At 53.3% G+C, this 26,540-nt stretch carries 28 protein-coding genes, 1 tRNA gene and 3 pseudogenes; 23 read left to right on the top strand and 9 right to left on the bottom strand.

Going from position 1 to position 26,540, the window contains the following annotated elements:
• The first annotated feature begins 34 nt into the window (after positions 1–34).
• The 6 genes from CPA50_RS15425 to CPA50_RS15395 all read left to right on the top strand — a co-directional run bounded on the left by CPA50_RS15425 (position 35) and on the right by CPA50_RS15395 (position 3,850).
• The gene (locus tag CPA50_RS15425; protein ID WP_096783409.1) at positions 35–439 is read left to right on the top strand and encodes a DUF1801 domain-containing protein; all 405 of its coding nucleotides are present in this window, start codon (positions 35–37) and stop codon (positions 437–439) included.
• Positions 440–590: 151 nt separating this feature from the next.
• Entirely contained in the window at positions 591–1,475 is an 885-nt protein-coding gene (locus CPA50_RS15420; protein WP_096783553.1) for a CPBP family intramembrane glutamic endopeptidase, read from the top strand.
• A gap of 61 nt (positions 1,476–1,536) precedes the next feature.
• A complete protein-coding gene (locus tag CPA50_RS15415) occupies positions 1,537–1,944 on the top strand; it encodes an aspartate/glutamate racemase family protein (RefSeq protein ID WP_179397245.1) in 408 nt (135 codons plus the stop codon).
• Between the two features lie 617 nt (positions 1,945–2,561).
• Positions 2,562–2,942, top strand: coding sequence for a hypothetical protein (locus CPA50_RS15405; RefSeq protein ID WP_096783406.1), 381 nt, complete (start codon positions 2,562–2,564; stop codon positions 2,940–2,942).
• A 20-nt stretch (positions 2,943–2,962) separates the two neighbouring features.
• Positions 2,963–3,361, top strand: coding sequence for a hypothetical protein (locus CPA50_RS15400; RefSeq protein ID WP_096783405.1), 399 nt, complete (start codon positions 2,963–2,965; stop codon positions 3,359–3,361).
• Between the two features lie 3 nt (positions 3,362–3,364).
• Positions 3,365–3,850, top strand: a complete 486-nt coding sequence (locus CPA50_RS15395) for a hypothetical protein (RefSeq protein WP_096783404.1) — start codon at positions 3,365–3,367, stop codon at positions 3,848–3,850.
• A 76-nt stretch (positions 3,851–3,926) separates the two neighbouring features.
• On the opposite strand, the gene CPA50_RS19485 is transcribed toward CPA50_RS15395, so the two are convergent.
• Positions 3,927–4,079: a hypothetical protein gene (locus CPA50_RS19485; RefSeq protein WP_179397244.1), complete on the bottom strand. Its 153-nt coding sequence runs from the start codon at positions 4,077–4,079 to the stop codon at positions 3,927–3,929.
• Positions 4,080–4,415: 336 nt separating this feature from the next.
• Here CPA50_RS19485 and tnpA point away from each other — a divergent pair, with 336 nt between their 5' ends.
• From tnpA to CPA50_RS15335, 13 genes and pseudogenes are all read left to right on the top strand, one after another.
• On the top strand, positions 4,416–4,793 hold the full coding sequence (tnpA, locus tag CPA50_RS15385; RefSeq protein ID WP_096783402.1) for an IS66-like element accessory protein TnpA: 378 nt from the start codon (positions 4,416–4,418) through the stop codon (positions 4,791–4,793).
• Positions 4,790–5,125, top strand: a complete 336-nt coding sequence (tnpB, locus tag CPA50_RS15380) for an IS66 family insertion sequence element accessory protein TnpB (RefSeq protein WP_061333258.1) — start codon at positions 4,790–4,792, stop codon at positions 5,123–5,125. The genes tnpA and tnpB overlap by 4 nt, the downstream gene beginning before the upstream one ends.
• 75 nt (positions 5,126–5,200) lie before the next feature.
• Positions 5,201–6,458 (top strand): annotated as a pseudogene (gene tnpC, locus CPA50_RS15375) (IS66 family transposase).
• A gap of 15 nt (positions 6,459–6,473) precedes the next feature.
• A pseudogene (locus CPA50_RS19955) lies at positions 6,474–6,629 on the top strand (aldehyde-activating protein); the annotation flags it as partial.
• 160 nt (positions 6,630–6,789) lie between these two features.
• On the top strand, positions 6,790–8,409 hold the full coding sequence (locus CPA50_RS15365) for an ankyrin repeat domain-containing protein (protein WP_096783401.1): 1,620 nt from the start codon (positions 6,790–6,792) through the stop codon (positions 8,407–8,409).
• 121 nt (positions 8,410–8,530) lie between these two features.
• Positions 8,531–8,680 carry a hypothetical protein gene (locus CPA50_RS19480; protein ID WP_179397243.1) on the top strand — a complete coding sequence of 50 codons (150 nt, stop codon included), beginning with the start codon at positions 8,531–8,533 and terminating at the stop codon, positions 8,678–8,680.
• 156 nt (positions 8,681–8,836) lie between these two features.
• Entirely contained in the window at positions 8,837–9,865 is a 1,029-nt protein-coding gene (locus tag CPA50_RS15360; RefSeq protein ID WP_096783400.1) for a DUF2157 domain-containing protein, read from the top strand.
• A 249-nt stretch (positions 9,866–10,114) separates the two neighbouring features.
• Positions 10,115–10,651: a zf-TFIIB domain-containing protein gene (locus CPA50_RS15355; RefSeq protein WP_096783399.1), complete on the top strand. Its 537-nt coding sequence runs from the start codon at positions 10,115–10,117 to the stop codon at positions 10,649–10,651.
• A 448-nt stretch (positions 10,652–11,099) separates the two neighbouring features.
• Positions 11,100–12,362: a cytosine permease gene (locus CPA50_RS15350; protein WP_202971774.1), complete on the top strand. Its 1,263-nt coding sequence runs from the start codon at positions 11,100–11,102 to the stop codon at positions 12,360–12,362.
• Positions 12,363–12,407: 45 nt separating this feature from the next.
• On the top strand, positions 12,408–12,545 hold the full coding sequence (locus tag CPA50_RS19550) for a hypothetical protein (protein WP_202971773.1): 138 nt from the start codon (positions 12,408–12,410) through the stop codon (positions 12,543–12,545).
• Between the two features lie 309 nt (positions 12,546–12,854).
• Positions 12,855–13,767, top strand: a pseudogene (gene puuE / locus CPA50_RS15345) (allantoinase PuuE).
• 24 nt (positions 13,768–13,791) lie between these two features.
• The gene (locus tag CPA50_RS15340; RefSeq protein WP_096783398.1) at positions 13,792–14,640 is read left to right on the top strand and encodes a bifunctional allantoicase/(S)-ureidoglycine aminohydrolase; all 849 of its coding nucleotides are present in this window, start codon (positions 13,792–13,794) and stop codon (positions 14,638–14,640) included.
• A gap of 58 nt (positions 14,641–14,698) precedes the next feature.
• The gene (locus CPA50_RS15335) at positions 14,699–15,262 is read left to right on the top strand and encodes a DUF2238 domain-containing protein (protein WP_227519673.1); all 564 of its coding nucleotides are present in this window, start codon (positions 14,699–14,701) and stop codon (positions 15,260–15,262) included.
• Between the two features lie 60 nt (positions 15,263–15,322).
• Here CPA50_RS15335 and ychF read toward each other — a convergent pair whose 3' ends face one another.
• From ychF to CPA50_RS15295, 8 genes are all read right to left on the bottom strand, one after another.
• Positions 15,323–16,414, bottom strand: a complete 1,092-nt coding sequence (gene ychF, locus CPA50_RS15330; RefSeq protein WP_096783396.1) for a redox-regulated ATPase YchF — start codon at positions 16,412–16,414, stop codon at positions 15,323–15,325.
• 115 nt (positions 16,415–16,529) lie between these two features.
• Positions 16,530–17,123, bottom strand: coding sequence for an aminoacyl-tRNA hydrolase (gene pth / locus CPA50_RS15325; RefSeq protein ID WP_096783395.1), 594 nt, complete (start codon positions 17,121–17,123; stop codon positions 16,530–16,532).
• A gap of 21 nt (positions 17,124–17,144) precedes the next feature.
• The gene (locus tag CPA50_RS15320; protein WP_096783394.1) at positions 17,145–17,789 is read right to left on the bottom strand and encodes a 50S ribosomal protein L25/general stress protein Ctc; all 645 of its coding nucleotides are present in this window, start codon (positions 17,787–17,789) and stop codon (positions 17,145–17,147) included.
• A 184-nt stretch (positions 17,790–17,973) separates the two neighbouring features.
• Positions 17,974–18,924, bottom strand: coding sequence for a ribose-phosphate diphosphokinase (locus CPA50_RS15315; RefSeq protein WP_096783552.1), 951 nt, complete (start codon positions 18,922–18,924; stop codon positions 17,974–17,976).
• Positions 18,925–18,976: 52 nt separating this feature from the next.
• A tRNA-Gln gene (locus CPA50_RS15310) sits at positions 18,977–19,051 on the bottom strand.
• 19 nt (positions 19,052–19,070) lie between these two features.
• Entirely contained in the window at positions 19,071–19,934 is an 864-nt protein-coding gene (ispE, locus tag CPA50_RS15305) for a 4-(cytidine 5'-diphospho)-2-C-methyl-D-erythritol kinase (protein WP_096783393.1), read from the bottom strand.
• Positions 19,931–20,566: a lipoprotein insertase outer membrane protein LolB gene (gene lolB / locus CPA50_RS15300; protein ID WP_096783392.1), complete on the bottom strand. Its 636-nt coding sequence runs from the start codon at positions 20,564–20,566 to the stop codon at positions 19,931–19,933. Before lolB ends, ispE begins: the two co-directional genes overlap by 4 nt.
• Positions 20,566–22,317: a tetratricopeptide repeat protein gene (locus CPA50_RS15295; protein WP_096783391.1), complete on the bottom strand. Its 1,752-nt coding sequence runs from the start codon at positions 22,315–22,317 to the stop codon at positions 20,566–20,568. Before CPA50_RS15295 ends, lolB begins: the two co-directional genes overlap by 1 nt.
• A gap of 248 nt (positions 22,318–22,565) precedes the next feature.
• Here CPA50_RS15295 and hemA point away from each other — a divergent pair, with 248 nt between their 5' ends.
• Genes hemA through CPA50_RS15275 form a run of 4 tightly spaced genes read left to right on the top strand, consistent with a single transcriptional unit; the run spans position 22,566 to position 26,535 of the window.
• The gene (gene hemA / locus CPA50_RS15290; RefSeq protein WP_096783390.1) at positions 22,566–23,855 is read left to right on the top strand and encodes a glutamyl-tRNA reductase; all 1,290 of its coding nucleotides are present in this window, start codon (positions 22,566–22,568) and stop codon (positions 23,853–23,855) included.
• Positions 23,852–24,940 (top strand): peptide chain release factor 1, encoded by a 1,089-nt coding sequence (prfA, locus tag CPA50_RS15285; protein WP_096783389.1) that lies wholly within the window; start codon positions 23,852–23,854, stop codon positions 24,938–24,940. Before hemA ends, prfA begins: the two co-directional genes overlap by 4 nt.
• On the top strand, positions 24,930–25,796 hold the full coding sequence (gene prmC / locus CPA50_RS15280) for a peptide chain release factor N(5)-glutamine methyltransferase (protein WP_096783388.1): 867 nt from the start codon (positions 24,930–24,932) through the stop codon (positions 25,794–25,796). Before prfA ends, prmC begins: the two co-directional genes overlap by 11 nt.
• Complete coding sequence (locus CPA50_RS15275; RefSeq protein ID WP_096783387.1) at positions 25,786–26,535, top strand: HesA/MoeB/ThiF family protein; 750 nt, start codon at positions 25,786–25,788, stop codon at positions 26,533–26,535. The genes prmC and CPA50_RS15275 overlap by 11 nt, the downstream gene beginning before the upstream one ends.
• The last annotated feature ends 5 nt before the right edge of the window (positions 26,536–26,540 follow it).

Genomic DNA, 26,540 nt, shown 5'->3' with positions numbered 1-26,540 from the left:
CCCAGGCGTTACGTGTCACTAATCCGGAGGCTGCGTGAAGCCTGAAATAGAATCTAAATTTGCCTCCTACCCGATAGAGGCTTATAGACAGCTTGAAAACGTTCGCCGCCTAATTCTTACCGTCGCCGAAGAAAACGGTTTAGGTGCAGTTGAAGAAACTCTCAAGTGGGGTGAAGCCAGCTACCTTGTGAAAGGCGGTAGCACGATTCGAATGGACTGGAAGCCAAAAGATCCAGATGTCATTAAGGTATATTTTCATTGCCAGACTATCTTGATCGAGACCTTCAAGGAGATTTACCCAGATGAATTCGAGTATGAGGGGAAAAGAGCTATTGTTGTTCCCTTAAGTGCATCTACCGGTGGCGGGCCATTAAGCCACTGCCTGGAAATGGCGCTGCTGTATCATAGTTTAAAACACCTCCCCTTACTCGGAGCTTGAGGTAGTGGGAACACGTAACAAAGCCATTAAATTCGCTCCCTACGGTCGCCGGACGCTCGTTCCTCGCGCCGTTTATGGCGGGCGTTAGACGCGCGAACAAGGTTCCTGGTGTTGACCGCTAAGCCGTTGGGAGGATCGAGACTTGACCAGGGTGTATGAGAGGGCCAGAGCGCTGGCCGTCAAGGTCGGAGTGTTTGGCTTCCCGCTCGTATACCTCGGCTGGGCATACCTGTTCTGGTCACCCATCTTTGCATCAGGCGAGTCGGTGTGGTCCTTCCCCAAGATCATCCTGTTCCTTGCTGGGGGAGCAAGTCCGCTTATCGCAGGCGTGGTGCTGGCGGGTCTCACCGGCGGCAGGCGACGCCTCAGAGACATCGGTTCTCGACTCGTCGACATCCGCCGCATCAATGTGCGCTGGCTCACCGTCATCCTTCTGTTCTGGCTCGTCTTCGACTTGCTCATGGCGGGAGCAGCGCTCGTCTTTGGCATCACGGACCGCCCCCTGGGAATCGCTTGGGACGCGGTCTCGTCGCCTCAAGCCCTCGCGTTCGTGCTACTGCTCTCGTTCGTCTTTCCGGCCGTCGAGGAGATCGGGCTTCGCGGCTACTGGCTCGACGAGCTTCAGGAGCGGTTCAACCCGGTGGTTGCCGGCCTTATCAACGGGGCCACGTGGGCTGTCTGGCACGCGCCTTTCGTGTGGTTCCCGGGCTACTACGCGAACACCTCGTTCAACCCAGAGCTGTGGTGGTGGCTGCCTTCCATAGTCCTGCAAACTCTGCTAATCGTGTGGGTGTACAATGGCTCGAACCGTAGCATTTTGGCGGTGCTTCTGTTCCACGGCATGATGAACTTCACCGGCGAGTTCCTGGGCCTGGCACCGGAGATCTTCCCGTTCACGCTCATCGGCAACATCCTTGTAGCGGCTGCAGTTGTTGCTGGGTCACACGTCATGCGGCCGGGGCGCGTGTCGGCGTCTAATCCGGGCGTCAACCCGACTACGCCGCATGAGGAAGACTCAGGCAAGGAGCGGGTGTAGGCGTTGCTGGTTACGCCCAAAGACATTATCTGTACCAAGAACTCACCACATGGAGGTATCTATGCACATTGGACTAATCGGTGGTATCGGACCAGCCGCAACCGAGTTCTATTATCGTAACTTAGTGAAAGCCGATCAGGCATCAGATGGTGATAGCCGTATGGAGCTGACGATTTGCCATGCCCAAGCGAGCGATTTGATACGCAACATTCAGGCTGGCAATGTTGATGCGCAGGTCAGAATTTTTGAAGTAATGGCTAATCGTTTGAGCGCGGCTGGTGCCGAAGCATTGGCAGTGACGTCAATAGCTGGACATTTTTGTATTTCCGAACTGAAGAGAGTGTCACCCATTCCCATCATCGATGCGTTGTCTGGACTCGAAAGCTCGTTAATTCGAAACGGCTACACAAGGGTGGGTGTTTTGGGTAACAAGGTGGTCATGGAGACGCGGCTGTTCGATAGTTTTTGAGAGACCGAAGTTGTTGTTCCGCCCGGCAATAGCCTAAACAAAGTTCATGAAGCCTACATGAGCATTGCTGTTTCTGGCGCTGCAAACGAAGACCAAAGAGAGACTATATTCCAGGCTGGCAGGAAGATGTGTGACGAACAAGGTGCTCAAGCTGTTGTTCTTGCTGGCACAGATCTCTTCGTGGCCTTCGATGGGTATGAATGCGGGTTCAAATACGTTGACAGTGCTTTGGTCCACATTGATGCCATTCACCGAGCCTCAATGGAAACCTCAGATAACAAGTCACGGAAGGCGGACGCGTGAGACGCGCCGCTTCGTTCAGCGTTATACGGCATCGCACGAGGTCGGACCATCTTCTGGAGGACAGTCACCGCCACCAATTGCTTTTGCTCCTTCGATAGGGGCTACTTCAAGTCCACTGTCGCTTTCGCCAACCAAACAGTAGATTTGCTCTTTGGCGGTGTGTGTCCTTGGCTTCTTGCCTGAATTCAATGTCCCGGTTTCCCCATAGTTTGGCAACGAGAAATAGCTGCGTGTAAACTGGACTGCACTACATCAGTTGGCTCAACCATAGATGTACAAGGATGGACAGAGAAAACATTACAAGGAACAGTGATATGCAATCACCTCTTTATCATTCCCTTTTCCCCAATCAAACCTCTTTTGCGGAAGAACGGCTCCGGACTCGCCTGAATCTTGTTATGGATCAAGAGAAGATCTTTAAAGCCATTGATGATGATCCCTCGTTGATCGGAGCTGGTGTCGTATACATCGATAGTCGCGGGACGGCCATTACTCTTCGTGAATTCGAGCCAATCTGCTTTACTAAGCCTGTCAAAGTCATTCTTCGTGAACCGCCGCGCGAAGTGGCTGCTACCGAGTATGTGAGTGAGGTCAAAGCGAACCAGCGTGAGAGTGAAATGGTGCTGGAGGCCGCTGGGGCTGCATTGTCATGCGGAGCGATAGTTCTGGGGTTGCTCGAACGGCCATTGAGGTGAATAACCCCGAATGGAACGACATGCTAGATAGTCAAGAGTGGTACCAGAATGCCACATTGGCTATTGATGTGGTGTCCATTGGTGGAGCAGGCGCTGCAGGGCTGATGACGATTCGAGGCATTAAATTGCTGAATGTTCAGGGAATTACGGTCAGAGAGGCACTAAATGGTCTGAATCGGCAGCAAAGGAAGCGACTGTCCAAAGAGATTGCACGGTCTAATGCCCCTGGCATTTCCAATACTATGATCAAGTTTTTCGAACGGGCCGGCCAGATTGAGAAACGCTGGTCCAATCAGGCCATACGAACCACAACATTGCGTCAACTTAAAGACGCAATCGGAGCCGGCCTTACGTTTGCCGGCAGCGCACTGGGTGGATCAATCCGATCGATTGCCGTAGCGGTCGTAGCGGAGGAATGACCTGTGTCGACAAGAGATCCTGATGGACTTGATGACGAGGCAGTCGAAATCCAGATATTCCCCCGAGGAATGTGGCATGTCATCGGTGCAGTAGTGTGTATGGCCATCTCGCTAGCCATTGTGTTGGTGCTGATAGCCCTGTTGACCTCTCAGTGGTTCAGTACCCAGACGGTGCTTGTTGTTGGGCTTTGTCTCTTTGTGCTGGCCGTTTTTTCACTGGTGACACCCACCTTTCTGCTCACCAGAGGCAGCGCCAAATGGCACAGCTTCCTGAAGCGGTTCAACCTTTTCGTCGTAGGAATACTTCTCGTCGCTGGCGCCATACCCCTGATTGTCGGCAACTCTAACCTGGCCACGACGTGTGCCTCCGGTCTTTTCTTCTCGTTAGTCGCCTACTGGTTGTATAGAACCAGTGCCCACGCTGAATGCGTGGAGTACTACCGCAAAATATGGGAATACCGTCGTCACCATGTGGCTCAGGATAGGTGATGCGGGGCTACGTTTTATCGGCCAAAGCGGTCGAAGCCGGGGCAGAAGTCTCGAGCCCTCCTCTTGGAAAACGGTGCTATGTGCCTTGAGAGAAGCAATAGCGGCTAATCGGGACACTCACTCCATCAACGTGAAAATCCAGAGCGCCTATACCTCTGACGAACAGCTCGAAGCCTTCATAGATGCGATCCAGAGAATCGATGATCAACAGGGCAGCATTGAGCTCCACGAAGGCGAAAGCCGGGGAGAGCTCTATCGGCGGGTGTTCGGCGAAGGGCGCTCTCAGAGCCTTCCGACCCGGAGTGCTGCCGCCCTACGTCAAATTTTTCGGTTACTCTCGTTTTTCTTAACTTGTGCCCAAGAATGACAATTGAGGGAAGTTATTGACTGGCTGATGTTTTCTGCCTAGTTTGTGGAGAAAAGTTCAGGAAGTTTGCAGAGGAAACGACGGCCCTGCTTCTATGGAGAAAATATATCTGCCCCGTAAGCGTCCGGTAATCCCATCTTGAGCCTGGCGCTGCCGCCGTCAGGATAGTGTCCACTTGTTTTTTAGTGGACACTTACCATGAACGACTTAAGCGTAACCAAGCCCTACCAGCGTCGTCGCCGGTTTTCCCGGGAATTCAAGGCCCGGATTGTTGCCCAATGCCTGGAACCCGGTGCCTCCGTTTCCCGGATCGCTCTGGATAACGGGCTTAACGCCAACATGGTTCGGCGCTGGATCAGTGAAGCGCGTCGAGCACCGAAATCACCAGCAACAACACCGGGATTTGTACCGGTCAATCTGGGCACAGCAACCTCTGTACCGGCGCTCCCGGCGGCCTCGGATAAGCGTAGCATCATTCGCATTGAGATTCCCCGAGTCGGCGGTGCCGTGGTGGTGGAGTGGCCTGCGGAGCAAGCTCATCAGTGTGCCGCGCTGCTGCGGGACCTGTTGGGATGATCCGCATCGACGAGATCTGGCTGGCCACCGAACCACTGGATATGCGGGCCGGCCCCGACAAGGCCCTGGCGCGGGTTATTCAGGTATTCGGTTCGGCCAAACCCCATTGCGCCTACCTGTTCGCCAACAAGCGAGGCAATCGGATGAAGGTGCTGATCCATGATGGGCTCGGCATCTGGTTGTGTGCCCGCCGGCTGAACCGGGGCAAGTTCCACTGGGGCGAAGCCTGGCGCGGTGACCAACTGCGCCTGACCGAAGAGCAGTTATCCGCCCTGGTTCAGGGTCTGCCCTGGCAGCGCATCGGCGCTGAAGGTGTCATCTCTATCCTGTAACCACAAGCCCTGCGCTATCACCATAACCAGAATCGCGAATCGCACACTGTAGCCGGGCTTGGCATACTGCCGGGCATGACTCAGCGCCCCGATCTCGACCAACTCTCTGCCGATCAGCTCCGTGCCCTGGCGACGGAACTGTTCGATCGTGTCGAGAATAAGGAGCGTGCCCTGGTGCACCGTGATGCGATCATCGAGAAGCTGACCCACGAGCTGGCCATTCTCAAGCGTCACAAGTACGCCCGGCGCAGCGAACAACTCGATGCGGTTCAGGGCAAGTTGTTGGACGAACTGATCGACAGTGACCTGGCGGCGATCGAGGCCGAGCTTGAACAGGCAATGAGCGAAGAACAGAAGGCCGCTCGCCCCAAGCAGAAACCCAAACGCACATCACTGCCTCCAGAACTGCCTCCAGAACTGCCTCGCACCCTGATCCACCATGAACCGGACAATACCCGGTGCCAGTGCGGCTGCCAGCTCAAGCGTATTGGCGAGGACGTCAGTGAAAAGCTGGATTACGTCCCGGGCGAGTTCACGGTGGAGCGCCACGTCCGGGGCAAATGGGCCTGCGACAAATGCGAAACCCTGATCCAGGCACCGGTGCCACCGCAGGTGATCGACAAGGGCATCCCCACCGCCGGCCTGCTGGCTCAGGTGCTGGTCGCCAAGTACGCCGATCATCTTCCACTGTGTCGCCAGGAACGCATCTTCGGCCGTGCCGGCCTCAAAATCCCGCGCTCGACCCTGGCCGAATGGGTCGGTGCCTGCGGTGTGCAGTTGCAACCTCTGGTAGATGCGCTGAGAAACACCTTGCTGGAACACAACGTCCTGCATGCCGATGAAACTCCGGTTGGCATGCTGGCCCCGGGCAAGAAAAAGACTCACCAAAGACCTGGCACCGGATAAGCGCCGGGAAATTCGACAAACCAAAGCCAAACCACTGGCCGATGCACTGCATCAGTGGATGCTGGCGCATCGCCAGAAGGTGCCGGATGGCTCCGGCACCGCCAAAGCCCAGGATTACAGCCTCAAACGCTGGGAAGCGTTGACGCGCTACCTGGACGATGGCGCGGCGCCCATCGACAACAACCGGGTGAAAAACCAGATCCGACCCTGGGCGCTGGGCCGTTCCAACTGGCTGTTCGCGGGGTCCCTGCGCAGTGGCCAGCGTGCTGCGGCGATCATGACCTTGATCCAGTCAGCCAAGCTGAACGGGCATGATCCCTATGCCTATCTGAAGGATGTGCTGACCCGCTTGCCGATGCAGAAAAACAACGCTATCGACAAGCTATTGCCCCACAACTGGAAGCCGGCTATACCTGACAAGGTGTGATGCCCGGACGCTTACGCCGAGAGGCCTGCGCAGCCACACGTAATTGTTCGGGTCGCCACTCTGGACGATGATCCCGGGTTGAAGCCAGAGGCCCATATCTGGGTGTCGCACGATGTGCCATGGCTTGAGTACGATAGGGTGTGTAAGCATAGCGAATGGCGCGACGACTGAATCGCCCCTAGTTTAAGAGCTTGTACAAGAGTTCGAGGCAGACCTTAGCAAGGACAAGTATCGCCTTCGAGTCAGTGATGCTGGCCCATTGATTCGAGTGTTAAGGTGCAAAAATGGTGGCTTGGGCTCAGTATTATTTAGATATATAAGATACTTTAAAATGGTTATGAATGAACAAGAGCAAGCTTTTTTTAAAAACATTACAAGCAAGTTATCGGAAATCCGCCGTCACGCGCTTAAGCAGGCGATCGACACCTATAATTATGAAGAACACGAATCTTTCATAGATGCACTATTTGCCGCTTTGACTTCACTGGATCCCGAGGAGCACTGGCTGTTGATGCAGCTGGACTGGAAAGGCCTGGAGGAGCTGACCTGGCAGGCCAACGCCATGGCCCGCACGCACGGGCTGGCGCCGGAATTCGCCCTGGATGGTGAAGAGGGCGTTGAGGAGGGGTTACAGGCTTTTAACGACTGGTTGTCTTTAAAGGGGTTTGTCTTCCTGCAATATTCTGACGGCAGTGATTCTTTTCACGGCTTTATCTCTCGAAAAAATCAGTCTAAACGGATTGTGGAATCTGCTGCAAGCGCAGGCATTACGCTGACAGTCATGCCTGGCAGACCCAAGCCTGGTGGTGACTTCTTTTTTACTCGAGTGAAACCCCCGGCAGGAAATCGGGACGTCATTACCAGGGATGCCATGATCAGAAAGGTGGTAGATCGGGCAAGGAAAAAAGGCTATCGGCCGATTATGTATATCGCCGACGCCTACTGTAAGTCTTGCCCGGCATTTGAGCAGTTTTTAGCTCATCCCATGCTGAATGATGCATTGAAAAATACTGGCATCTTCAGGTTGGACTATATTAGCTGGATTCATTATTTAAAGCAGAAAGGCATTTTCACAGAGATTGCCCCCACTTTTGTCGCTTTCACAAAAGAAGGGGAGATATCTGAAAACATGTCACATCAAGGTCTGCTATGGGAAGAAGACACCGCCCGGCAGATGGCGATTTTTTTTAAAGAGTTTCTTGCGGATGAGCGCAATGATGTACCCCTGAGGCTATCCCGTGATGAACGCTGCAAAACCCTTGTATATGCAGTAATGAACCAGGACCTTTCCGCGGTTCGCCGCTTGATCGAGGAAGATCGGTGTGATTGCAATATTCAGAGCCAGGGGTACACCTTGCTTCATTATGCCGCTGATCTGGAACCATCAGAGAATAATTTAAAGATACTGACGTTGCTGCTGGATCATTGCAGCCTGCTGGATGAGCAGAATAATACCTATGGGTACACCGCTCTCCATCGTGCCATAAGCAAACACAATCAGCAGGCCGCTATTCAGTTGATTAATAGAGGGGCCAATGTGCAACTGCCAGACACGAGTGGAAAGACTCCGCTTCACAAGTCTGTTCGTTCTGCAAACCGATTTACTGACGAGTTATTTGAGCTATTAGTGGCAAAAGGAGCCGATGTGAACGCGCAGGATGCAAAGGGTTCCACCGCTTTGCATGAGGTATCTTCTTTCGGACAGCGGCTCGCACCCTTCCTGCTGGCCAATGGCGCGGATCCGAACTTGCAGGATAATGAGGGTGACAGCCCCTTACACCGGGCCGCCAGAGTTGTTAAACGTGATAAAGCACATGCAGTTATACGACACTGTCTTCAGTATGGCGGCGATCTGAACCTGGAAAATGCAAAAGGCCAGAGTGTACGTCAATTGATTATAGACAAGGACGGCCCCGAAGGGCTGGAGAAGTTGCTCTCCGGGAATGCATAAGACTATACAGTGATCACTAGCGCCAGACTTATTATTTGCACTCTGCGCTGAAATGATCAGGCATCCAGCTTTCCCTTCGCTGAGAGTTTATACCCCCGCTCGCGGGTGAGGGGGCCCGGCAGTGCGAAATATCCCAACATTTGGCGTGATTCAGCCATTTGCGAACTACGACCTTGCCGTATTGATTGGTGCCATGAATACTGCACACTGTTTTCGTCTGATCGATACAGTGGGTGCAACGTTTATGGTAGTTCTCCCGGCTCCGGTTTGAAGACGTCAGGCCCTTCAATGGACGTGTTAATGCAGCGTCGCTGCTTTTGGGTGTTGAGGCCGTAGGAAAAAGGTCAGACGCTTTTCTCGGCCTACAAAAAGGGTGGAGGGTTTTTCTATAGCCTCGTTAGTTGCCCGTTAGACATAGAGACCAATCATGGAAGTAACCAAGAAGAAATTAGAAGATGCGGCTGCTGAAAATGTAATTTCACTTCAGCAAGCAGATGCGCTCTACGAATTTTTGATTGCTCAATCTCAAGATGTTCCGCGATTTACTTTTACTCATGTGCTTTATTATCTTGGTGGGCTTATCGCTATAGGAGCCATGACACTCTTCATGAACCTTGGCTGGGAGGCTTTTGGAGGAGCTGGAATATTTTTTATATCTCTTCTTTATGCAGGGGTTGGTTTGAAGTTTAGTAATTCGTTTTCAGGGAATGGTTTGACTATTCCAGCGGGTATTTGTGCAACTTTTGTGGTCTGTTTAACGCCGTTGACAATCTATGGCGTGCAGCAATGGATGGGGGTCTGGCCTGATGAAAGTGCATATCGAGATTACCACAGATACATAAAGTGGCATTGGCTATACATGGAGTTTGGCACCTTGGCTATCGGGGCGTTGATAGCCTGGAAGTACAAGTATCCTTTTTTGATTATGCCTATCGCTGTAACACTTTGGTATATGACAATGGATATTGCGGCGATGATTTCCGGCGGAGACTATACCTGGGAACTAAGGAAATTAGTTTCGCTATATTCAGGGTTGTTGCTGATCGGTCTGGCTTTTTGGATTGATATTCGCTCGCATAAAAAAGCCGACTATGCTTTTTGGGTTTATATTTTTGGTGTGATTGCCTTCTGGGGCGGCTTATCCTCCCAGCACTCAGATAGCGAACTTTCAAAATTCATATACCTTTGTATTAATCTTATAATGATCGGTGTGGGTGTAATGTTGGTTCGCAGGGTATTCGTTGTATTTGGTGCTCTTGGATGTTGTGGTTATCTGGGCTATCTGGCTTCTGACGTTTTTAGGGATAGCTGGTTATTTCCAGCTGCTTTAACTGCTATGGGATTAGGCATTGTTTATCTCGGAGTGCTTTGGCAAAAGCATGAGAAAGCTATTACTCAAAAGTCACGGTTATTTCTTCCAGTATCACTGAGAGAACTCCTGGAGGCAAAGTCGTGAGAAGGGTCGATACAAGCGGTGGGCCAGCATGGGTTTGATGAGGGATTTTTCAGCGCCACTCATCTTATTGCCTGTATTATTGTATTTTCTGTGATTGCGTTGCTGCTCCCGAAGCTATTTCCCTCTATCCTTGGTGGTATTTGGCGGGGCGTGCTCAAAGTCTAGCGTTGGTGGGGCTGGTAAGTCTTGTGCTATTCCCTGTAGTGGGCAGATACAAAGCTCCGTTTTAGAATGTAATAAGGAAGAACAATGAAGTGTCCAAAATGTCGGAATGTAGACCTGAAACCTACTAAATTAGAAGACGGCCTTCCGGTTATGGGTTGCCCCGAGTGTTCAGGTTCCTTGTTGTCTCTGCTTTACTATCGAGACTGGGCTGAAAGAAATGTGCCGGTTGAAAAAGTTGATGAAACTGAAGGCGAGGTGTTGGTAGATAATGACACGGCGACGGCTCTTTCATGCCCTAAATGCAGCAAGTTGATGACAAAATATTCAATTGCAAGCCAGCACAAAAACAGAATTGATCTGTGTGGTTTTTGTGATGAGTCCTGGCTGGACGGAAGTGAATGGAAGCTTCTGAAGTCGCTTGAACTTGCGCATCGCCTACCAAAAGTGTTTACCGACCAATGGCAGAGAAATGTGCGTGCAGAGAAAATGGAAGCGATGAAGATTGAGCGGCTAAGACGGGTTGTAGGCCAAAGTGACTCTGACAAAGCCGTTGAAATAAAAAGCTGGCTTAAAGACCATGACAATAAGGCTGCGATAATTCAGTTCATCGGATCGGATTGATTCTGGGCCAGTACTAATAATTCCAGGTTGACGATGAGCGTCCATGGTATTTAAACGAGAGCTCTGGGCCCAAAGCCGGGGCGGGTTCAACTGCATTCACGAGGTTTAAGTCCATTTTGGTGCGTTCTGCTTTTCAGTGACGACTCTTTCATTCTGTTTTTTTCCTTAACCTGAAGTTTTCAGAAGCGTTCAATGCTCTGGCAAGCTCTGTCCTGAGTGGGCTACAGGGTAGTCGCGATTGTTGTCAGCGTTTTCTCTTGAAATTGTATGCGCAGGTCATCATGGCCCGTAATTTGCCCTTGCTTATATCTGTTCAGTAGACCAATTTTCGTTTCATGGTTTTATTCGCTGCTTTGCATCTCAATGCAGTCGTAAGATCGTTAAACAGCGGATTGGCATGCTGAGATTAACATGAAGGGTTGATAACAGATCATCATAGGAGCCTGGCATGCAAACTAACAGTGACGCGGTAATCAGCGACGAAGACAGCGCTCTGCGGCCCATAACCAGGAAGGAAAAAACCTGGGGCTCGTTCGCAATATTCAACGTGTGGGCCAACGATATTCAGTCTTTGTTTGGCTACACCCTGGTGGCATCTCTGTTTATTTCATTTGGTGTAAGCGGGTGGACTGCATTCATTGCTTTGATCGCGGCAGGCCTGTTCGTCATGTGCATGGTCAACCTGTCCGGCGCGGCAGGCGAACGTTATGGCATTTCCTATCCCGTATTTGCTCGCGCCAGTATGGGTACGGCAGGCGCCAAGTTGCCTGCGATTTTGCGTGCAGTTGTTGCAGTGTTCTGGTTTGGGGCGCAAGTCTACTTTGTCTCAACTGCTCTGGCATTGTTGATCAAGTCCGTAACAGGCGCTCAGTATGAAGCCATGTTCCTGGGTTTGAGCGGCGTCGACTGGGTGGCCTTCCTGTTCGTATGGGGTTTTCACATCTTTATCTTCTGGCGCGGTATGAACTGGGTTGAAGGCTTTTTGAACCTGGCGGGTCCGTTTGTGTATGCCGTGATGATTGCCTTGTTGATCGTGCTTTGGAATAAGTCAGACGGAAAGCTGCTTTCAGCGGCACAAACTATTTTTGCTAACCTCAATGCTACGTGGAAAACCGAGATGTCTGGTTTTGTTGCCATCTTTGGCACCATGGTGGCCTATTTTGCAGCGGTGATGATTAACTTCAGTGATTTTTCACGCTTTGCAAAAGACAAGCAGGCTATGGTCGTCGGCAACCTCTGGGGTTTGCCTATGAACATGATCCTATTCTCTGCCCTGGCTTTGCTCACCACTGCAGGCGCAGCGGTGGTCTATGGTGAGGCCATCATCAACCCCACTGAAATTGTGGAGCGTTCCGACAGTGTATTCCTGGGCATAATCGCAGCTATTACCTTCTTTGCCGCAACTGTTGGTATCAACCTGGTCGCCAACTTCATTCCTGCGGTTAACGGTATTGCCAATTTGTCTCCATCGACCATCAGTTTTCGTAAGGCTGGTCTGATTACATCGGGGTTTGCGCTGGTGATTGGGGGGCTGTGGACTGCGGTGATCAGCCAGATAGGTATTGCTGGTTTTGTAAATACGCTGGGCGCGACCCTGGCTCCGCTGTTCGGTATTTTGGTTGTTGATTACTACGTAGTACGTAAACAAGAACTTAGCAGTGTGGACCTCTACAGCATGGAAGCTGGCCAGTACCACTACCGGAAAGGCTGACATGACAACGCAGTCATTGCATTTTTGATCGCAGGCGTATTTTCAGTGGCTACAGTGTGGGTGCCTGTACTGGCCGATTTGTCTGGCTATGCCTGGATTATTGGCGCCGCATTGGGAGGGTTTATTTACTATGTGCGCACAAAAAACTATGAAGCTATCTTGATTCAGCCTGGCTCCCTGTAGAACCGAACACATTCAGTGATCCCGAGCCACCTTCCGGAGGCCGGCAGCAATGCGCTGGTCAGGCGAGGCAAAGAAAGGGGGGGCGCCACGTCGTTGATGGTGTCGCTTATGGCCTGAATGGTGCTTGGGATGGTTCCCGGTTAAGTATTGCAATGACCTGTACGGAGGTTTGTACACAAAATATTGGGTTTGTTGTATACAATTGATTTTGGCAAAAGCTGACAATAGAGTCTTGATTCGCTGTTGATGGCCCTAAGTCACAGCATCTCGTCTTTCTTCACATCCATAAAAGGTAATGCAGTTATGAGCATCAGCGACAATTATCCGCGGGATCTTGTCGGTTACGGCAGGGACGTGCCACACGCAAAATGGCCGGGCCCGCATTGCTGTTCAGTTTGTGCTCAATTATGAAGAAGGCGGGGAGAGCTGTACCCTCCATGGGGATAGTCACTCAGAGCGATTCCTCTCTGAGATTGTCGGTGCTGAAGCGTTTCCGGACCGGCACATGAGTATGGAGTCCATATATGAATACGGCTCCAGGGTCGGGGTGTGGCGGATCCTTAAAGAATTCGAAAAACGCGATCTGCCGCTTACGGTTTTTGGCGTGGCCATGGCATTGGAACGGCATCCTGACGTGGCCATGGCGTTTAAAGAGCTGGGGCACGAAGTTGCATGTCACGGCTGGCGCTGGCTTCATTACCAGGGTATGCCCGAGGCGATGGAACGGGAGCATATGAAACGTGCTATAGAGATTTTCCAGCGACTTTACGGAGAAAAGCCGCTGGGCTGGTACACCGGCCGTGATAGCCCAAATACCCGGCGTCTGGTGTTGGATGAAGGAAGCTTTGCCTATGACAGCGATTATTATGGCGACGATCTGCCATTCTGGACCCGGGCAGCTGATAGCCAGGGGGAGTATCACAATCATCTTGTGGTGCCTTATACCCTGGATACCAACGACATGCGTTTTGCCTCGCCACAAGGTTTCAATACCAGCGACCACTTCTTCAGCTACCTGAAGGATGCTTTCGATGTGCTATATGACGAAGGCAGAGAACTGCCCAAAATGCTCTCGGTGGGCCTGCATTGTCGTTTGATTGGCCGTCCGGGACGTTTCCGGGCGTTGCAGCGTTTTCTTGATTATATAGAAGCTCATGATCATGTCTGGGTAACTCGTCGTATCGATATCGCCCGCCATTGGATCGAACATCATCCTGTATAAGTTTTCCTCTGTTAAGGAGCCGTTATGGCCCTGTGCCCGAGCGAACCGAAGACTTACTATGCGCCTACCGGCGGTCACCCACCGCAAACTCAGCTGCTGACAGACCGTGCGGTGTTCACCGAGGCCTACGCAGTGATCCCCAAAGGCGTCATGCGCGACATTGTTACCAGTCATCTGCCCTTCTGGACCGGTACTCGTTTGTGGGTGTTGTCGCGCCCGCTGACTGGCTTTGCGGAGACCTTCTCACAGTACATCATGGAAGTGCAGCCGGGTGGTGGCAGTGATAGGCCGGAAACGGAGCCGGGCGCTGAAGCGGTGCTGTTCATTGTTGAGGGTGAACTGACACTGACTCTGAGTGGAGAGGAGCACAGTATGCAACCGGGCGGCTACGCGTTTATTCCTCCGGGCAGTGAGTGGACATTGCGCAATAGCTCAGGCGAGATAGTACGCTTTCACTGGATTCGCAAAGCCTATGAGAAAGTAGAGGGTATTGATGTGCCCGAGGCCTTTGTAACCAACGAAACCCTGATCGATCCGGTTGTAATGCCTGATACCAATGGCTGCTGGAGTACTACCCGGTTTGTTGATAATCAGGATATGCGCCACGATATGCAGGTGAATATCGTTAATTTTATGCCCGGTGGTGTAATCCCCTTTGCTGAACCCCATGTAATGGAGCATGGTTTGTATGTACTGGAAGGCAAGGCTGTGTATCTGTTAAATAAGGACTGGGTCGAGGTGGAAGCTGGCGATTACATGTGGTTACGTGCATTCTGCCCGCAGGCCTGTTACGCCGGAGGGCCGGGCCCGTTCCGTTATTTGTTATACAAGGATGTTAACCGGCACATGAAACTTCCAACTTACGGCCGTTGATCGCGTCCGTAAGAAGTTCAGGAGAAAGCCGATAAAATACTTATGGACCAGCATTTTCATGGCTGCTCTTGTGTGGTCAGGAATCAATCCGAAAGATCAGATAACCTGGTTTTTGGAGGTGCTTCCGGCACTGATTGGAGTTGCTGTTCTGGTGGCTACCTATCGCAGCTTTGAGCTGACCCCCGTTTTGTATCTGCTGATTCTGATGCACTGTGTGATTTTGATGATTGGCGGTCATTACACCTATGCCGAGGTTCCGTTTTTTGATGGGTTGTTTGGAGCGGAAAGGAATAACTACGACAAACTTGGCCACTTCTTCCAGGGCTTTGTGCCTGCGGTTATCGCAAGAGAAATTCTGATCAGAAAGCATGTAGTGAACGGGCGGCGGTGGCTGAATCTGTTTGTTATCTGTGTAGCCTTGTCATTCAGTGCGTTTTACGAGCTGATTGAATGGTGGGTTGCGGTGATATCAGGTGAGGGCGCTAAGGCTTTCCTGGGAACTCAGGGTTATATCTGGGACACGCAGTCCGATATGGCCTTTGCGTTGGTCGGGGCGATTACTTCGCTGGTTTTGCTTTCCAGGTACCACGATCGTCAGATCAGGGTCGTAACAGGCACTTGATTGCCGGAATCAGATTCAAAGGGGTGCCCCTCCTTTTGCAGAAGGAGGGGCTGGTATCCACTAAACGTTAAACCGGAAGTGGATAACGTCGCCGTCTTTTACGATGTATTCCTTACCTTCCAGGCGCCACTTGCCGGCATCTTTGGCACCTGCTTCGCCGCGATACTGTATAAAGTCTTCGTAGGCGATAACCTCGGCGCGGATAAACCCGCGTTCAAAGTCTGTGTGGATCACAGCGGCTGCCTGGGGAGCTGTAGCGCCAATTTTGACGGTCCAGGCTCTTACTTCTTTAACGCCGGCTGTAAAATAGGTCTGCAGGCCCAGCAGGCTGTAGCCGGCCCGTATAACGCGGTCGAGGCCGGCTTCTTCCATGCCCATTTCTTCAAGGAACATGCTTTTCTCGTCGTCTTCCAGTTCCGAGATTTCTGCTTCAATTTTGTTGCAGATAGGCACTACCACTGCATTTTCTTCTGCAGCAATTTTGCGCACTGTGTCCAGGTAGGGATTGTTCTCAAAACCATCTTCTGAGACGTTGGCAATGAACATCGTAGGCTTGATGGTGAGCAGGCACAGTTCGCGGATCAGTAGCAGTTCGTCTTTATCCAGCCCCATGCTGCGAACGGGTTTGCCTTCGTTAAGTACGGGCAAAAGACGTTCGAAAATTTCCAGTTGGGCCTTGGCTTCTTTATCGCCCCCTTTGGCGATGCGCTGCACCCGCTTGATGGCTTTTTCGACAGTGTCCATATCAGCCAGAGCAAGCTCGGTGTTGATGATCTCAATATCCGCAGCCGGATCTATTTTGTTGGCAACGTGGATTACATTGTTGTCGTCAAAGCAGCGGACAACATGGGCAATGGCTTCGGTCTGGCGGATATTGGCAAGGAACTGGTTGCCCAGGCCTTCACCTTTGGATGCACCGGCTACAAGGCCTGCAATGTCCACAAATTCCATTGTGGTGGGAACCACTCTTTCCGGCTTTACGATTTCTGCGAGTTTGGTAAGCCGGGGGTCGGGCATGGCGACCACACCTGCGTTAGGCTCGATGGTGCAGAACGGGAAGTTTTCCGCGCCAATGCCTGCTTTGGTCAGTGCGTTGAACAGGGTGGATTTGCCGACGTTTGGTAGGCCGACGATGCCGCAGTTAAAACCCATGGAGTGCCTCTGCTGGTACAGGAAAATTTGGCCGGATTATACCGGTGTAGGGCAGCGGGTGCGAGTGTGAGATGCCTGGAGTGGCACAATCGCCCGCAGTATGGTTTGCGCAGGTTCAGGCGCTGACAGGCTTGAAACTGTGCAAGTGGTTCATTGCCGCAGCAAGGTTGCCGGAAGCAGCCTCGGGCAGAACCCGCATGACTTGGCTGAATACAGCGTTCAGGTCTTCGGTTTCCCGCTTGCCAAGACGGCCCAGTACGTAGCCGGTCACTTTTCGGCTGTCGCCGGGATGGCCGATGCCAATACGGAGTCTCTGGAACTCGTTTGTGCCAAGGTGGGCTATGGTGTCTCTCAGGCCGTTGTGTCCGCCGTGGCCTCCACCTTTTTTAAGCTTGGCTGTGCCGGGGGGGAGATCAAGCTCATCGTGAGCGATCAGTATCTGGCCGGGGGGAATCTTGAAAAAGTCTGCAAGGGCTTTTACAGATAAGCCACTGCGGTTCATGAAAGTAGCGGGATTCAGCAGGTGAAGTTCAAGGCCTTGCCACTGAATACGGGCATAGTGTCCATGATACTTTTTTTCGGGGCGGAGCGACTGGCCCGCATCGCGAGCCAGTGCTTCGACGAAGAGGGCGCCAGCATTATGGCGGGTATTCTCGTAGTCAGGACCGGGGTTTCCCAGCCCAACCACCATGACAATATCCTGTGCCATATGCCAGCGCCTCCGGAGTGATTACTCCTTGCTTTCGCCTTCTTCGCCTTCGGCTTCGTCTTCAGCGTCGTCAGCTTTGATGCCTTTCGGCTTGCTGATAGACACAACAGCCTGGTCGTGTTCGTTGCCGTGTTGCAGGGCAGGAATACGAACGCCTTTCGGAAGTTTCAGGTCGCTCATGTGAACGATCTGATCCATCTCAACTTCAGCCATGTCGATTTCGATGTATTCAGGCAGATTCTGTGGCAGACATGCTACCTCAACCTCTGTCATCAATCGGAATGCAACGCCGCCAAGAGTCTTGATTGCCGGAGCTGTCTCTTCGTTCAGCAGGTGCAGCGGAACGTGAACAAAGATTTCCTGATCTTTTTCAACGCGCTGGAAATCGGCGTGAGTCAGCAGCAGTTTGTACGGGTGCCGCTGAAGATCTTTCATGATCACGCTCTCTTTCTTGCCATTCAGATCAATGGTAAGAATGTGAGAGAAGAAGGCTTCGTTTTCCAGAGCTTTTTTCAGCTCGTTGTGCCAGATGGAAATCGGAGTAGCTTCTTTACCGGCGCCATAGATGATGGCCGGGATTTTACGTTCTTCGCGACGCAGGCGGCGGCTCGCACCTCTCCCCTTGTCGTCACGAGGAAATGCTTCAATAACAAAGTCCTGAGACATGGTTTGTACCTCAATCGTCACCTGAACTGCCCGCGACCAGGCGTTGGGACAGGTGATGTTTTCGAAAAGCCGGATTTTTCCGGCTGACTAAAAGAGTCGGGAGCCTGTTTAGGCTCCCGACTCGGCAACTTTTATGTGACCGCTATAACGTCCTGTTTCCCAAGTATTATGGCTGTCTGCCTACTCAGATATTCTCAAACAGGGCGCTGATGGACTCTTCGTTACTGACGCGACGAATAGATTCTGCGAGCAGTCCGGCCATACTGAGGGGGCGGATTCTATCACAGTTCCTGGCTTTGTCACTCAGTGGAATAGTGTCACATACCACGAGCTCGTCCAGATCCGATTCTTCGATGTTTTCGATAGCCGGGCCGGAGAGAACAGGGTGAGTGATATAAGCCACTACCCGGGAAGCGCCACGCTCTTTGAGTGCGTTCGCTGCTTTGCACAAGGTGCCTGCGGTATCGACGATATCGTCAACCAGAATGCAGGTTTTGTTCTGCACGTCACCAATAATGTGCATTACCTGCGAAACGTTTGCTTTCGGGCGACGCTTGTCGATGATTGCCAGATCGGCATCATCCAGTCGCTTGGCAACGGCACGGGCGCGAACAACGCCGCCAACATCCGGTGACACAACAACGAAGTTCTCGAACCGCTGTTTTTCGATGTCTTCAAGCAGTACGGGCGTTGCGTAGATGTTGTCTACAGGTACGTCGAAAAAGCCCTGAATCTGGTCGGCATGAAGGTCTACGGTCAGTACGCGGTCAACGCCGATGCTGGAGATCATGTCGGCAACGACTTTGGCGCTGATGGCAACGCGGCTTGAGCGCACGCGGCGATCCTGGCGAGCGTAACCATAATACGGAATGACTGCTGTGATGCGTGATGCGGAAGCGCGGCGCAGGGCGTCGGCCATCACGATCAGTTCCATCAGGTTGTCATTAGTGGGATAGCACGTGGGCTGGATGATAAATACATCGTGGCCACGGACATTTTCATTGATTTCGACGGTGGTTTCGCCATCGCTGAACCGGCCTACAGTGGCCTCTCCCATAGGGATGTGGAGTTTTTTAGCGATAGCGTGGGCAAGCTCTGGATTGGCATTGCCTGAGAAAATCATCAGTTTGGACACGATGGCACCCTTCTCGTTTTCGGCGGTTGAGTCAGAAGAAGCGGGAGAAAGTTGGCTGGGGTGGCAGGATTCGAACCTGCGCATGACGGGATCAAAACCCGTTGCCTTACCACTTGGCGACACCCCAGTATCGTGCTCTTTTGGCATCATTCCAGCTCTGTCAGCTTTTGGTGAAGAGGCGATACGTTCACCCCTTTAGCTACGAACCCGGTGATGCCGGAGGGTTTGCTTTCCCAGATAATCCGGGCTGCGGATTCTGTAGGGAAACGTCCAAATATGCAAGCCCCGGTTCCGGTTAATCTTGCAGGTCCGAATTTGGTGAGCCATTCCATGCTCTGGTTGACGTCAGGATACAGTCTTCTGACTACATCTTCACAGTCGTTTCGGTACCTCGAGGCGTCTCCCTCAAAAGCGGGCGCTATTGTGATTCTAGGGGTGTTTCTTGTCAACCCTTGAAATGAAAATATCTTTCCTGTGTTGATATTGCAGGCAGGTTTCAGCACCAGAAACCAGTCTTCTGGCGGGAAAGCAGGCGTCAGTTTTTCGCCTATGCCTTCGCCGAAAGCAGCATGGCCACGTACAAAAACCGGTACATCTGCGCCGAGTGTGAGCCCTGTCTGCGCCAGCTCATCAAGGTTCAGGCCGAGCTTCCACAGGTGGTTGAGACCAAGCAGTGTAGTGGCTGCGTTTGAGCTTCCCCCGCCAAGCCCTCCACCCATAGGCAGGCGTTTGGTAATGGCTATGGATACGCCCGGAAGCTCCCCAGGCGCTTTTTTTGCGAGGGCGCGTGCTGCTCTGACTATCAGGTTGTCTTCGTCGGGCACCCCGCTCAAGGAGGTCTCAAGATGGATGCCCGGCTGCCCCGGGGTCAGGCTCAGAGTGATGTCGTCGCCATAATTGAGGAACTGGAACAGTGTCTGAAGTTCGTGGTAACCATCCGGGCGCCTGCCCACAATATGCAGGAAAAGGTTCAGTTTGGCAGGCGAGGGCAGGGTTATGGTTGTTGTCACGGCTTGAGGTCCTGCCAGTTGCTTACAACAACGCGTACACGTTTATCTTCTTTCAGTGCTGTTATCCGGGCAGGCAGAGCTGGTGTGTTGTCTTGTAGCTCGTGCCATCTGTCATAGCGGATTTCCCAGCCAGCCTGCCGGATCATGGCCAGTTCGCCACGGTCGCCAAACAGCAGGCGGAAATCTCCACCTGGGGCTGGCAGGCCTCGTATCCACCATGTCAGGCTTTCCAGGGGGAGTTGCCAGCCGGTGGCGGCTTCCATAAGTGCATCAGGGTCCCCGGAGCGATAGGTCTCGCCGTTCGAGAGAGTCAGCTCAATGAAACCCGGCACGCCTTTTAGGTTTGTGCTGCCCATTCCGAGAAAGGATGACGATAAGGCAAGGTCGAAGGCCTCGCCCTCCTGTATCCAGTGATTGATAATGGCGGTGCCACTGTCTGAAGGCTGGCGCACTGCCAGCTTTCCGGAAAGTTGCCAGTGATCAAAGTTGCTCAGTTTTGCTGAACGCTCCTGCCAGTCGGCTGGAGGCTGATCTGTCATGCCCTCCGGCAGTGGTTCAAGCTGGATCGTGGTACAGGCGCTGAGGCCCGCTATCAGCAGCATGGTTGTCCATACGCGAATGCATGAGCGCATCACTGGCCACCGTTGCCGGTCAGTCGCCTGATGGTTTCCCTTAACACGCTGTGATCCGCATCCTGCTCAAGCCCTTTCTTCCAGATAATCTGGGCCTGCTCTTCGGCACCGTTCATCCACAAGGCTTCGCCGTAGTGAGCAGCGACTTCCGGATCAGGGTAGGTTGCCCACGCGCGGGAAAGGTAGTTCAGAGCTGAATTGATCTGGCCTTCCTGGAACAGAACCCATCCCATGCTGTCGAGAATTGCCGGATTTTCAGGGTCCAGCGTTAAAGCCTGCTCGATGTAGCCGCGGGCTTCTCTCAGCCGGTCAGTGCGGGTTGTGAGTATGTATCCCAGGGCGTTCAGTGCTACTGCGTTTTCCGGGTCGCTCTCGACAATCACCCGGAGATCTTCCTCAGCTTTCCCTGGTTGATCCATGGCATCGAACAGCATTGCCCGGGCATAACGGACCTGCACATTCTCTGGGTGGTCTTCAAGCGCTTTGGAGCCAGCTTCCAGGGCTTCCTGCTGCAGTTTCTGGTCGAGCAGCAGGTTGATCTCAAGCAGCCAGAAACTTTCTGCCCGCTCGGGGTTTTCTCTGCGCAGGGAACGGATATTCTCCAGTGCGTCTTCGAGCCTGCCTTCTGAAGCCAGCAGGGTGCTGGCCCGGGCGAGGGACGGGAGGTAGTAGTTACCCTCTTCAACGCTCTGATAATAGCCTATAGCCTGCTCTGTGTTGCCGGCTTCATCTTCGATCCGGCCAAGGTAGTAGCTGGCCTCACTGGTGTGGTGGCCCTGCTCCGTCAGTTTTGTAAGCTCGTCTTTTGCGAGTTCGGGTTGCCCGTTTTCCAGGGCAACCAGCGCGTGAGAAAGGCGCAGACCGGGATTGTCAGGGTAGCGTGCTACAAGGCGTTTGAACTCGTCCTGAGCGGTCTGTAATTCACCTTCGCTGATCAGCATGCGCCCGTAAAGCGTGCCCATCTGGCGGTTTGCCGGGAAGCGCCGGGTATTTACCAGCAGGTGCTCCAGGGCGTCATTCTCTCTGTCGAGCTGGTACAGAAGATCGCCTTTGAGGATGATGGCAGGCTGGAAATTGGGGTTCTTGGTTATCAGGGGATCGAGCCGGCTAAGGCCGGCCTGGGGGTTGCCGGTGATCTTCAGAAGCAGGGCTATGCTGTATTCCAGCTCCGGAGTATCTGGGTGACGGCTTGCCATCTCTTCGTATAGTGCCAGCAATTCCTGCTGTTGTTCTGGAGGCAGGTTCCCGGCCATGGCTGCAAGGCTGTCGAAATCTGCGTCCCCGCCCTGGTCCAGAATCTGCTCCATGTATCCCAGCGCAGCTTCAAGCTCACTCCGTTTGACTGCCTGAATAGCTGAAACCCGAAGCGCCTGGAGGTTGCCCGGATCGACATCAAGCCATAATTCTGCCAGTTGCTTCTGGGCGTTGTCGCCATTTAACGATTGGGCAATGCGCATGGCCCGCTCGATAACCTTTTTATCCCGGGATTGCTGTGCGGCTCTGAGATAATTAACCAGGGTTACGTCATACCGGCCGCGCTGTGCTGCGATTTCTGCCGAAAGGAGCAGAAAAAGAGTTTCCGGCTCGAAATCCGCGTATTCGATAGCGGGCTCGTTGTCTGTTTGCCCGATATTTTCCTGTTTTTCTGTGTCGTCGACGGCCGATGTGTCCCCCGAACCGGTTATACTGGCGCAACCTGCCAGTGAGAGGCCGAACAGGCAGGTAACCAAAAACGGTGCGGATTTGTGCATGCAACTTCCCATGATTTGTCGACTACGCATCTTGAGTAACCCGGATTCCCTCTTTTTTTTGAGCTGAGTCGGGCTCCGGCAGCGGCCGGTTCCCTATAATGGCATAAGCTCCTGTTCTTGCCCAACCTGTCCGCACTTCCCGAAGCTCAGGTGGTTGGGGGTGGCAGCTGAGGGCCCGGGCCGCTAAAATGCCTGCATAATAGCGCTCGTTTACACCGCACACCGGTATAGGATTGTATAACCAAGAGATGGCACTGCTAACGCTGGGAATCAATCATCGCACGGCCCCTGTCGAGTTACGGGAGCGAGTCGCGTTCACGCCTGAGCGCATGTCAGAGGCGTTTGCGGAGTTACGGGCGGCGTCTGGCGCCAGTGAGGCCGCCATTCTTTCTACCTGCAACCGCACTGAGCTGTACCTCGCAGGTGACGATGACTGCGCGCCTTTAGTACTTCGCTGGCTGGCAGGTTTTCACGATCTGGATGCCTCCGAGCTTGAAGAAGTGCTTTACATACACCGCGATGCAGATGCTGTGCGGCACATGATGCGTGTGGCTGCAGGGCTGGATTCTATGGTTCTGGGTGAGCCCCAGATTCTCGGGCAGTTAAAGGATGCCTATGCGCTGGCGCGGGAACACGGGGGAAGCGGGTCTTTCCTTTCTCGTATGTTTGAGCACACATTTTCTGTTGCCAAGCGGGTCCGTACGCAGACGGCTATTGGCGAGAACCCGGTTTCTGTCGCCTACGCTGCGGTCAGCATGGCGAACCGTATTTTCGCCGACATGTCACACAATAAGGCTTTGCTGATCGGGGCGGGTAAAACCATCGAACTGGTTGCCCGCCATCTTGCGGATGCCGGAGTGAAGGATTTCGTTGTTGCTAACCGCACGCTGGAAAGAGCTCAGGCTCTGGCAGAATCGAGAGGGGGGCAGGGCATTCTGCTTTCGGAGATTCCTGATTATCTGGCCGATGTCGATATTATTATTTCATCCACTGCCAGCCCTCTGCCGATCCTTGGCAAGGGTGCGGTTGAGCGTTCCCTGAAAAAACGCAAGCACCGGCCGTTTTTTATGGTGGATATTGCGGTGCCCCGGGATATTGAAGCGGAAGTGGCTTCCCTGGCGGATGTGTATCTTTATACCGTTGATGATCTGCGCCAGGTAATCGAAGAAAATATCCGTACCCGTGAGGGGGCCGCCCGTGAAGCGGAAAATCTCATAGCTGCGGGTGTACAGGATTTTCTCAGTCAGCTGCGCGCACTGGATGCTGTTTCCACGCTGAAGCAGTTCCGGCAACGTGCCGAAGTGCTGCGTGATATAGAAACCGAAAAAGCCCTGCGCGCCCTGCGCAATGGTGGAGATCCAGAGACAGCCTTGCGCAGTCTTGCCCGGGGCCTTACAAACAAACTCCTGCACGAGCCCTCCATACAGGTTCGTAAAGCCACCACCGAAGGGCGCACCGAGGTGACCGAATGGCTGAGAGAATTACACCAGCTTGATGTGTTGGACGCAGACGCGACGACCACCCCGGAAAAAATATGAAACCATCAATACAGTCCCGCCTCGAGCAGCTCGTTGAGCGTTTCGAAGAGGTGAGTGCTTTGCTTAGTGATTCAGCCACCATTGCTCGCCAGGACAGGTTCCGGGAATTATCCCGGGAATTTGCCGAAATTGAGCCTGTCGTACAGTGCTTTCAGGCCTGGACGCAGTCGCTGGATGATATCCGGGAGGCAAAAGAGCTGGCAAAAGATGGTGATGCTGATATGCGGGAAATGGCCGCAGAAGAGCTTGAGATTGCTGAGAAGAAAACCGCAGAACTTGATGAGGAACTGCAGCGGTTAATGCTGCCCAAAGATCCGAACGATGGCAAAAACGTGTTCCTGGAAGTCCGTGCTGGAACCGGCGGTGATGAGGCTGCGATTTTTGCCGGAGATCTGTTCCGGATGTACAGCCGCTACGCCGAGCGTCGGCGCTGGCAGATAGAAGTGTTGAGCGAGAATGAAGGCGAGCACGGTGGTTATAAGGAAATTATTGCCCGGGTTGCGGGTGATGGCGTATACGGTGCGCTGAAATTTGAATCCGGTGCGCATCGGGTGCAGCGGGTTCCCGAAACGGAGTCCCAGGGGCGAATTCATACGTCTGCCTGTACAGTTGCAATTATGCCGGAGGCGGATGAAGCCGAGGCTATTGAAATTAACAAGGCAGATCTGCGTGTTGACACCTTCCGCTCCTCTGGTGCGGGCGGCCAGCACGTTAACAAAACCGATTCTGCCATCCGGATTACACACATCCCAACCGGTATTGTGGTGGAGTGTCAGGAAGAGCGCTCACAGCATAAAAACCGCGCCAAGGCTATGAGCTTTCTTGCCTCACGTTTGCAGAACGCTGAAACCGAACGGCAGCAGAAATCCATGGCGGAAACCCGTAAAAGCCTGGTGGGCAGCGGCGATCGCTCTGAACGAATCCGCACGTATAACTTCCCTCAGGGTCGTGTAACTGATCATCGGATCAACCTTACGCTTTATAAGCTTGATGATGTGATCGCCGGCGACCTGGATTCTGTGGTTGTGCCTCTTCAGCAAGAGCACCAGGCGGAGCTTCTGGCCTCGCTTTCCGATGACGAGTAAACCTTTACTGACCTGTGAGGCCTTGCTGGGTGAGGCGGTTTGCCGGATAACCAGTGACACATCAAGGCTGGATGCAGAGTTGCTTCTTGCCCATGTAAGCGGCCTGAGCCGGACCAGTTTCCGGGCGTTTCCGGAACGGGAAGTGAGCGCCGCAGTGGCTGCGGAGTTCGTGAGTCTCGTGACGCAGCGAGTGCAGGGAATGCCTGTTGCCTACCTGTTGGGGCATCAGGAATTCTGGTCCCTTCCGCTCAAAGTAAGCAGCAGTACCCTGATTCCAAGACCTGATACCGAGTGCCTGGTAGAACAGGCGCTGGAGTTGGCCCTGCCAGATGCTGCCCGGGTTCTCGACCTGGGAACCGGCACTGGAGCCATCGCTCTGGCACTGTCCAGTGAGCGGCGGGGCTGGATAATCAGTGCCTCCGACCTTATGGCGGAAGCTGTCGCTCTGGCCCAGGAAAATGCCAGCCGGTTACAGTTACCGGTGAATGTTTTCCAGAGCAATTGGTTTGCAGGTATACCGGCTGACAGCTTTGATCTGATTATTTCTAATCCCCCTTATGTGGCTTCAGACGATCACCACCTTGGTGAAGGTGACGTTCGCTTTGAGCCGGCCTCGGCGCTGGTATCCGGAGCTGATGGGCTCGATGATATCCGCCTGATTGTGAATGATGCCCCTGCATGGCTGAACCCTGAAGGCTGGCTGCTTCTGGAGCACGGCTTTGATCAGGCTGAGGCTGTTCAGGAACTGCTGACTGCCCGTGAGTTTGTTAATGTGAAAAGCTGCAAGGACTACGGCGGTAATGACCGCATGACACTGGGGCAATGGCCCGGAAAAGGAGCTCCCGATGCTCAGTGATGACGAACTCCTGCGCTTCAGTCGCCAGATTCTGATGCCTCGTTTTGATATTGCCGGTCAGGAGGCATTGCTATCTGCCCGTGTACTGGTGATCGGCGCTGGTGGTCTGGGCTGTCCGGTTGCGCTGTATCTTGGCGCTGCAGGTGTGGGCCACTTAACGCTGGTCGATGATGATGTAATCGAACTTGCTAACCTGCAACGCCAGATCGCGTTCGAAACCAGCCAGATCGGCGAGCCCAAAGCAGAAGTTCTGGCTGCCCGGGTGCGCAGTATCAATCCGGCGGCGTCTATAAATGTGGTAAACCGACGCCTGGCACCGGATGATTTTGCCCATGAAGTAGCCGAAGCTACGCTGGTTCTGGACTGCTCGGACAACTTCAGCACCCGGTTTGCCCTGAATCGCGCCTGTGTGGCTGCCGGTGTTCCGCTGATCTCTGGTGCCGCTATCCGGGGCGAAGGCCAGCTCAGTGTTTATGACAGCCGGCTACCGGAATCCCCTTGTTACCACTGCCTCTATCCGGAGCAGGGCAATGAAGACCTGACCTGTTCCGAAGCCGGAGTGATTGCGCCACTCGTTGGTATGATTGGCTCTGCCCAGGCCATGGAGGCCATCAAGGTTATTTCCGGCGTTGGCCGACCGCTTGTTGGTCGCTTGCTGATACTGGATGCCTGGGAAATGCAGTGGCGGGAAATGAAGCTTTTGAAAGATCCTGACTGTCCTGTTTGTGGCTCGAAATAGTACGG

Origin of the sequence: Marinobacter sp. ANT_B65 (assembly GCF_002407605.1) — a bacterium.
In the GTDB taxonomy this organism is placed as follows: Bacteria; Pseudomonadota; Gammaproteobacteria; order Pseudomonadales; family Oleiphilaceae; genus Marinobacter.
Note: the sequence above shows the minus strand (reverse complement) of the source record. Positions and strands in the feature narration are given on the sequence as shown.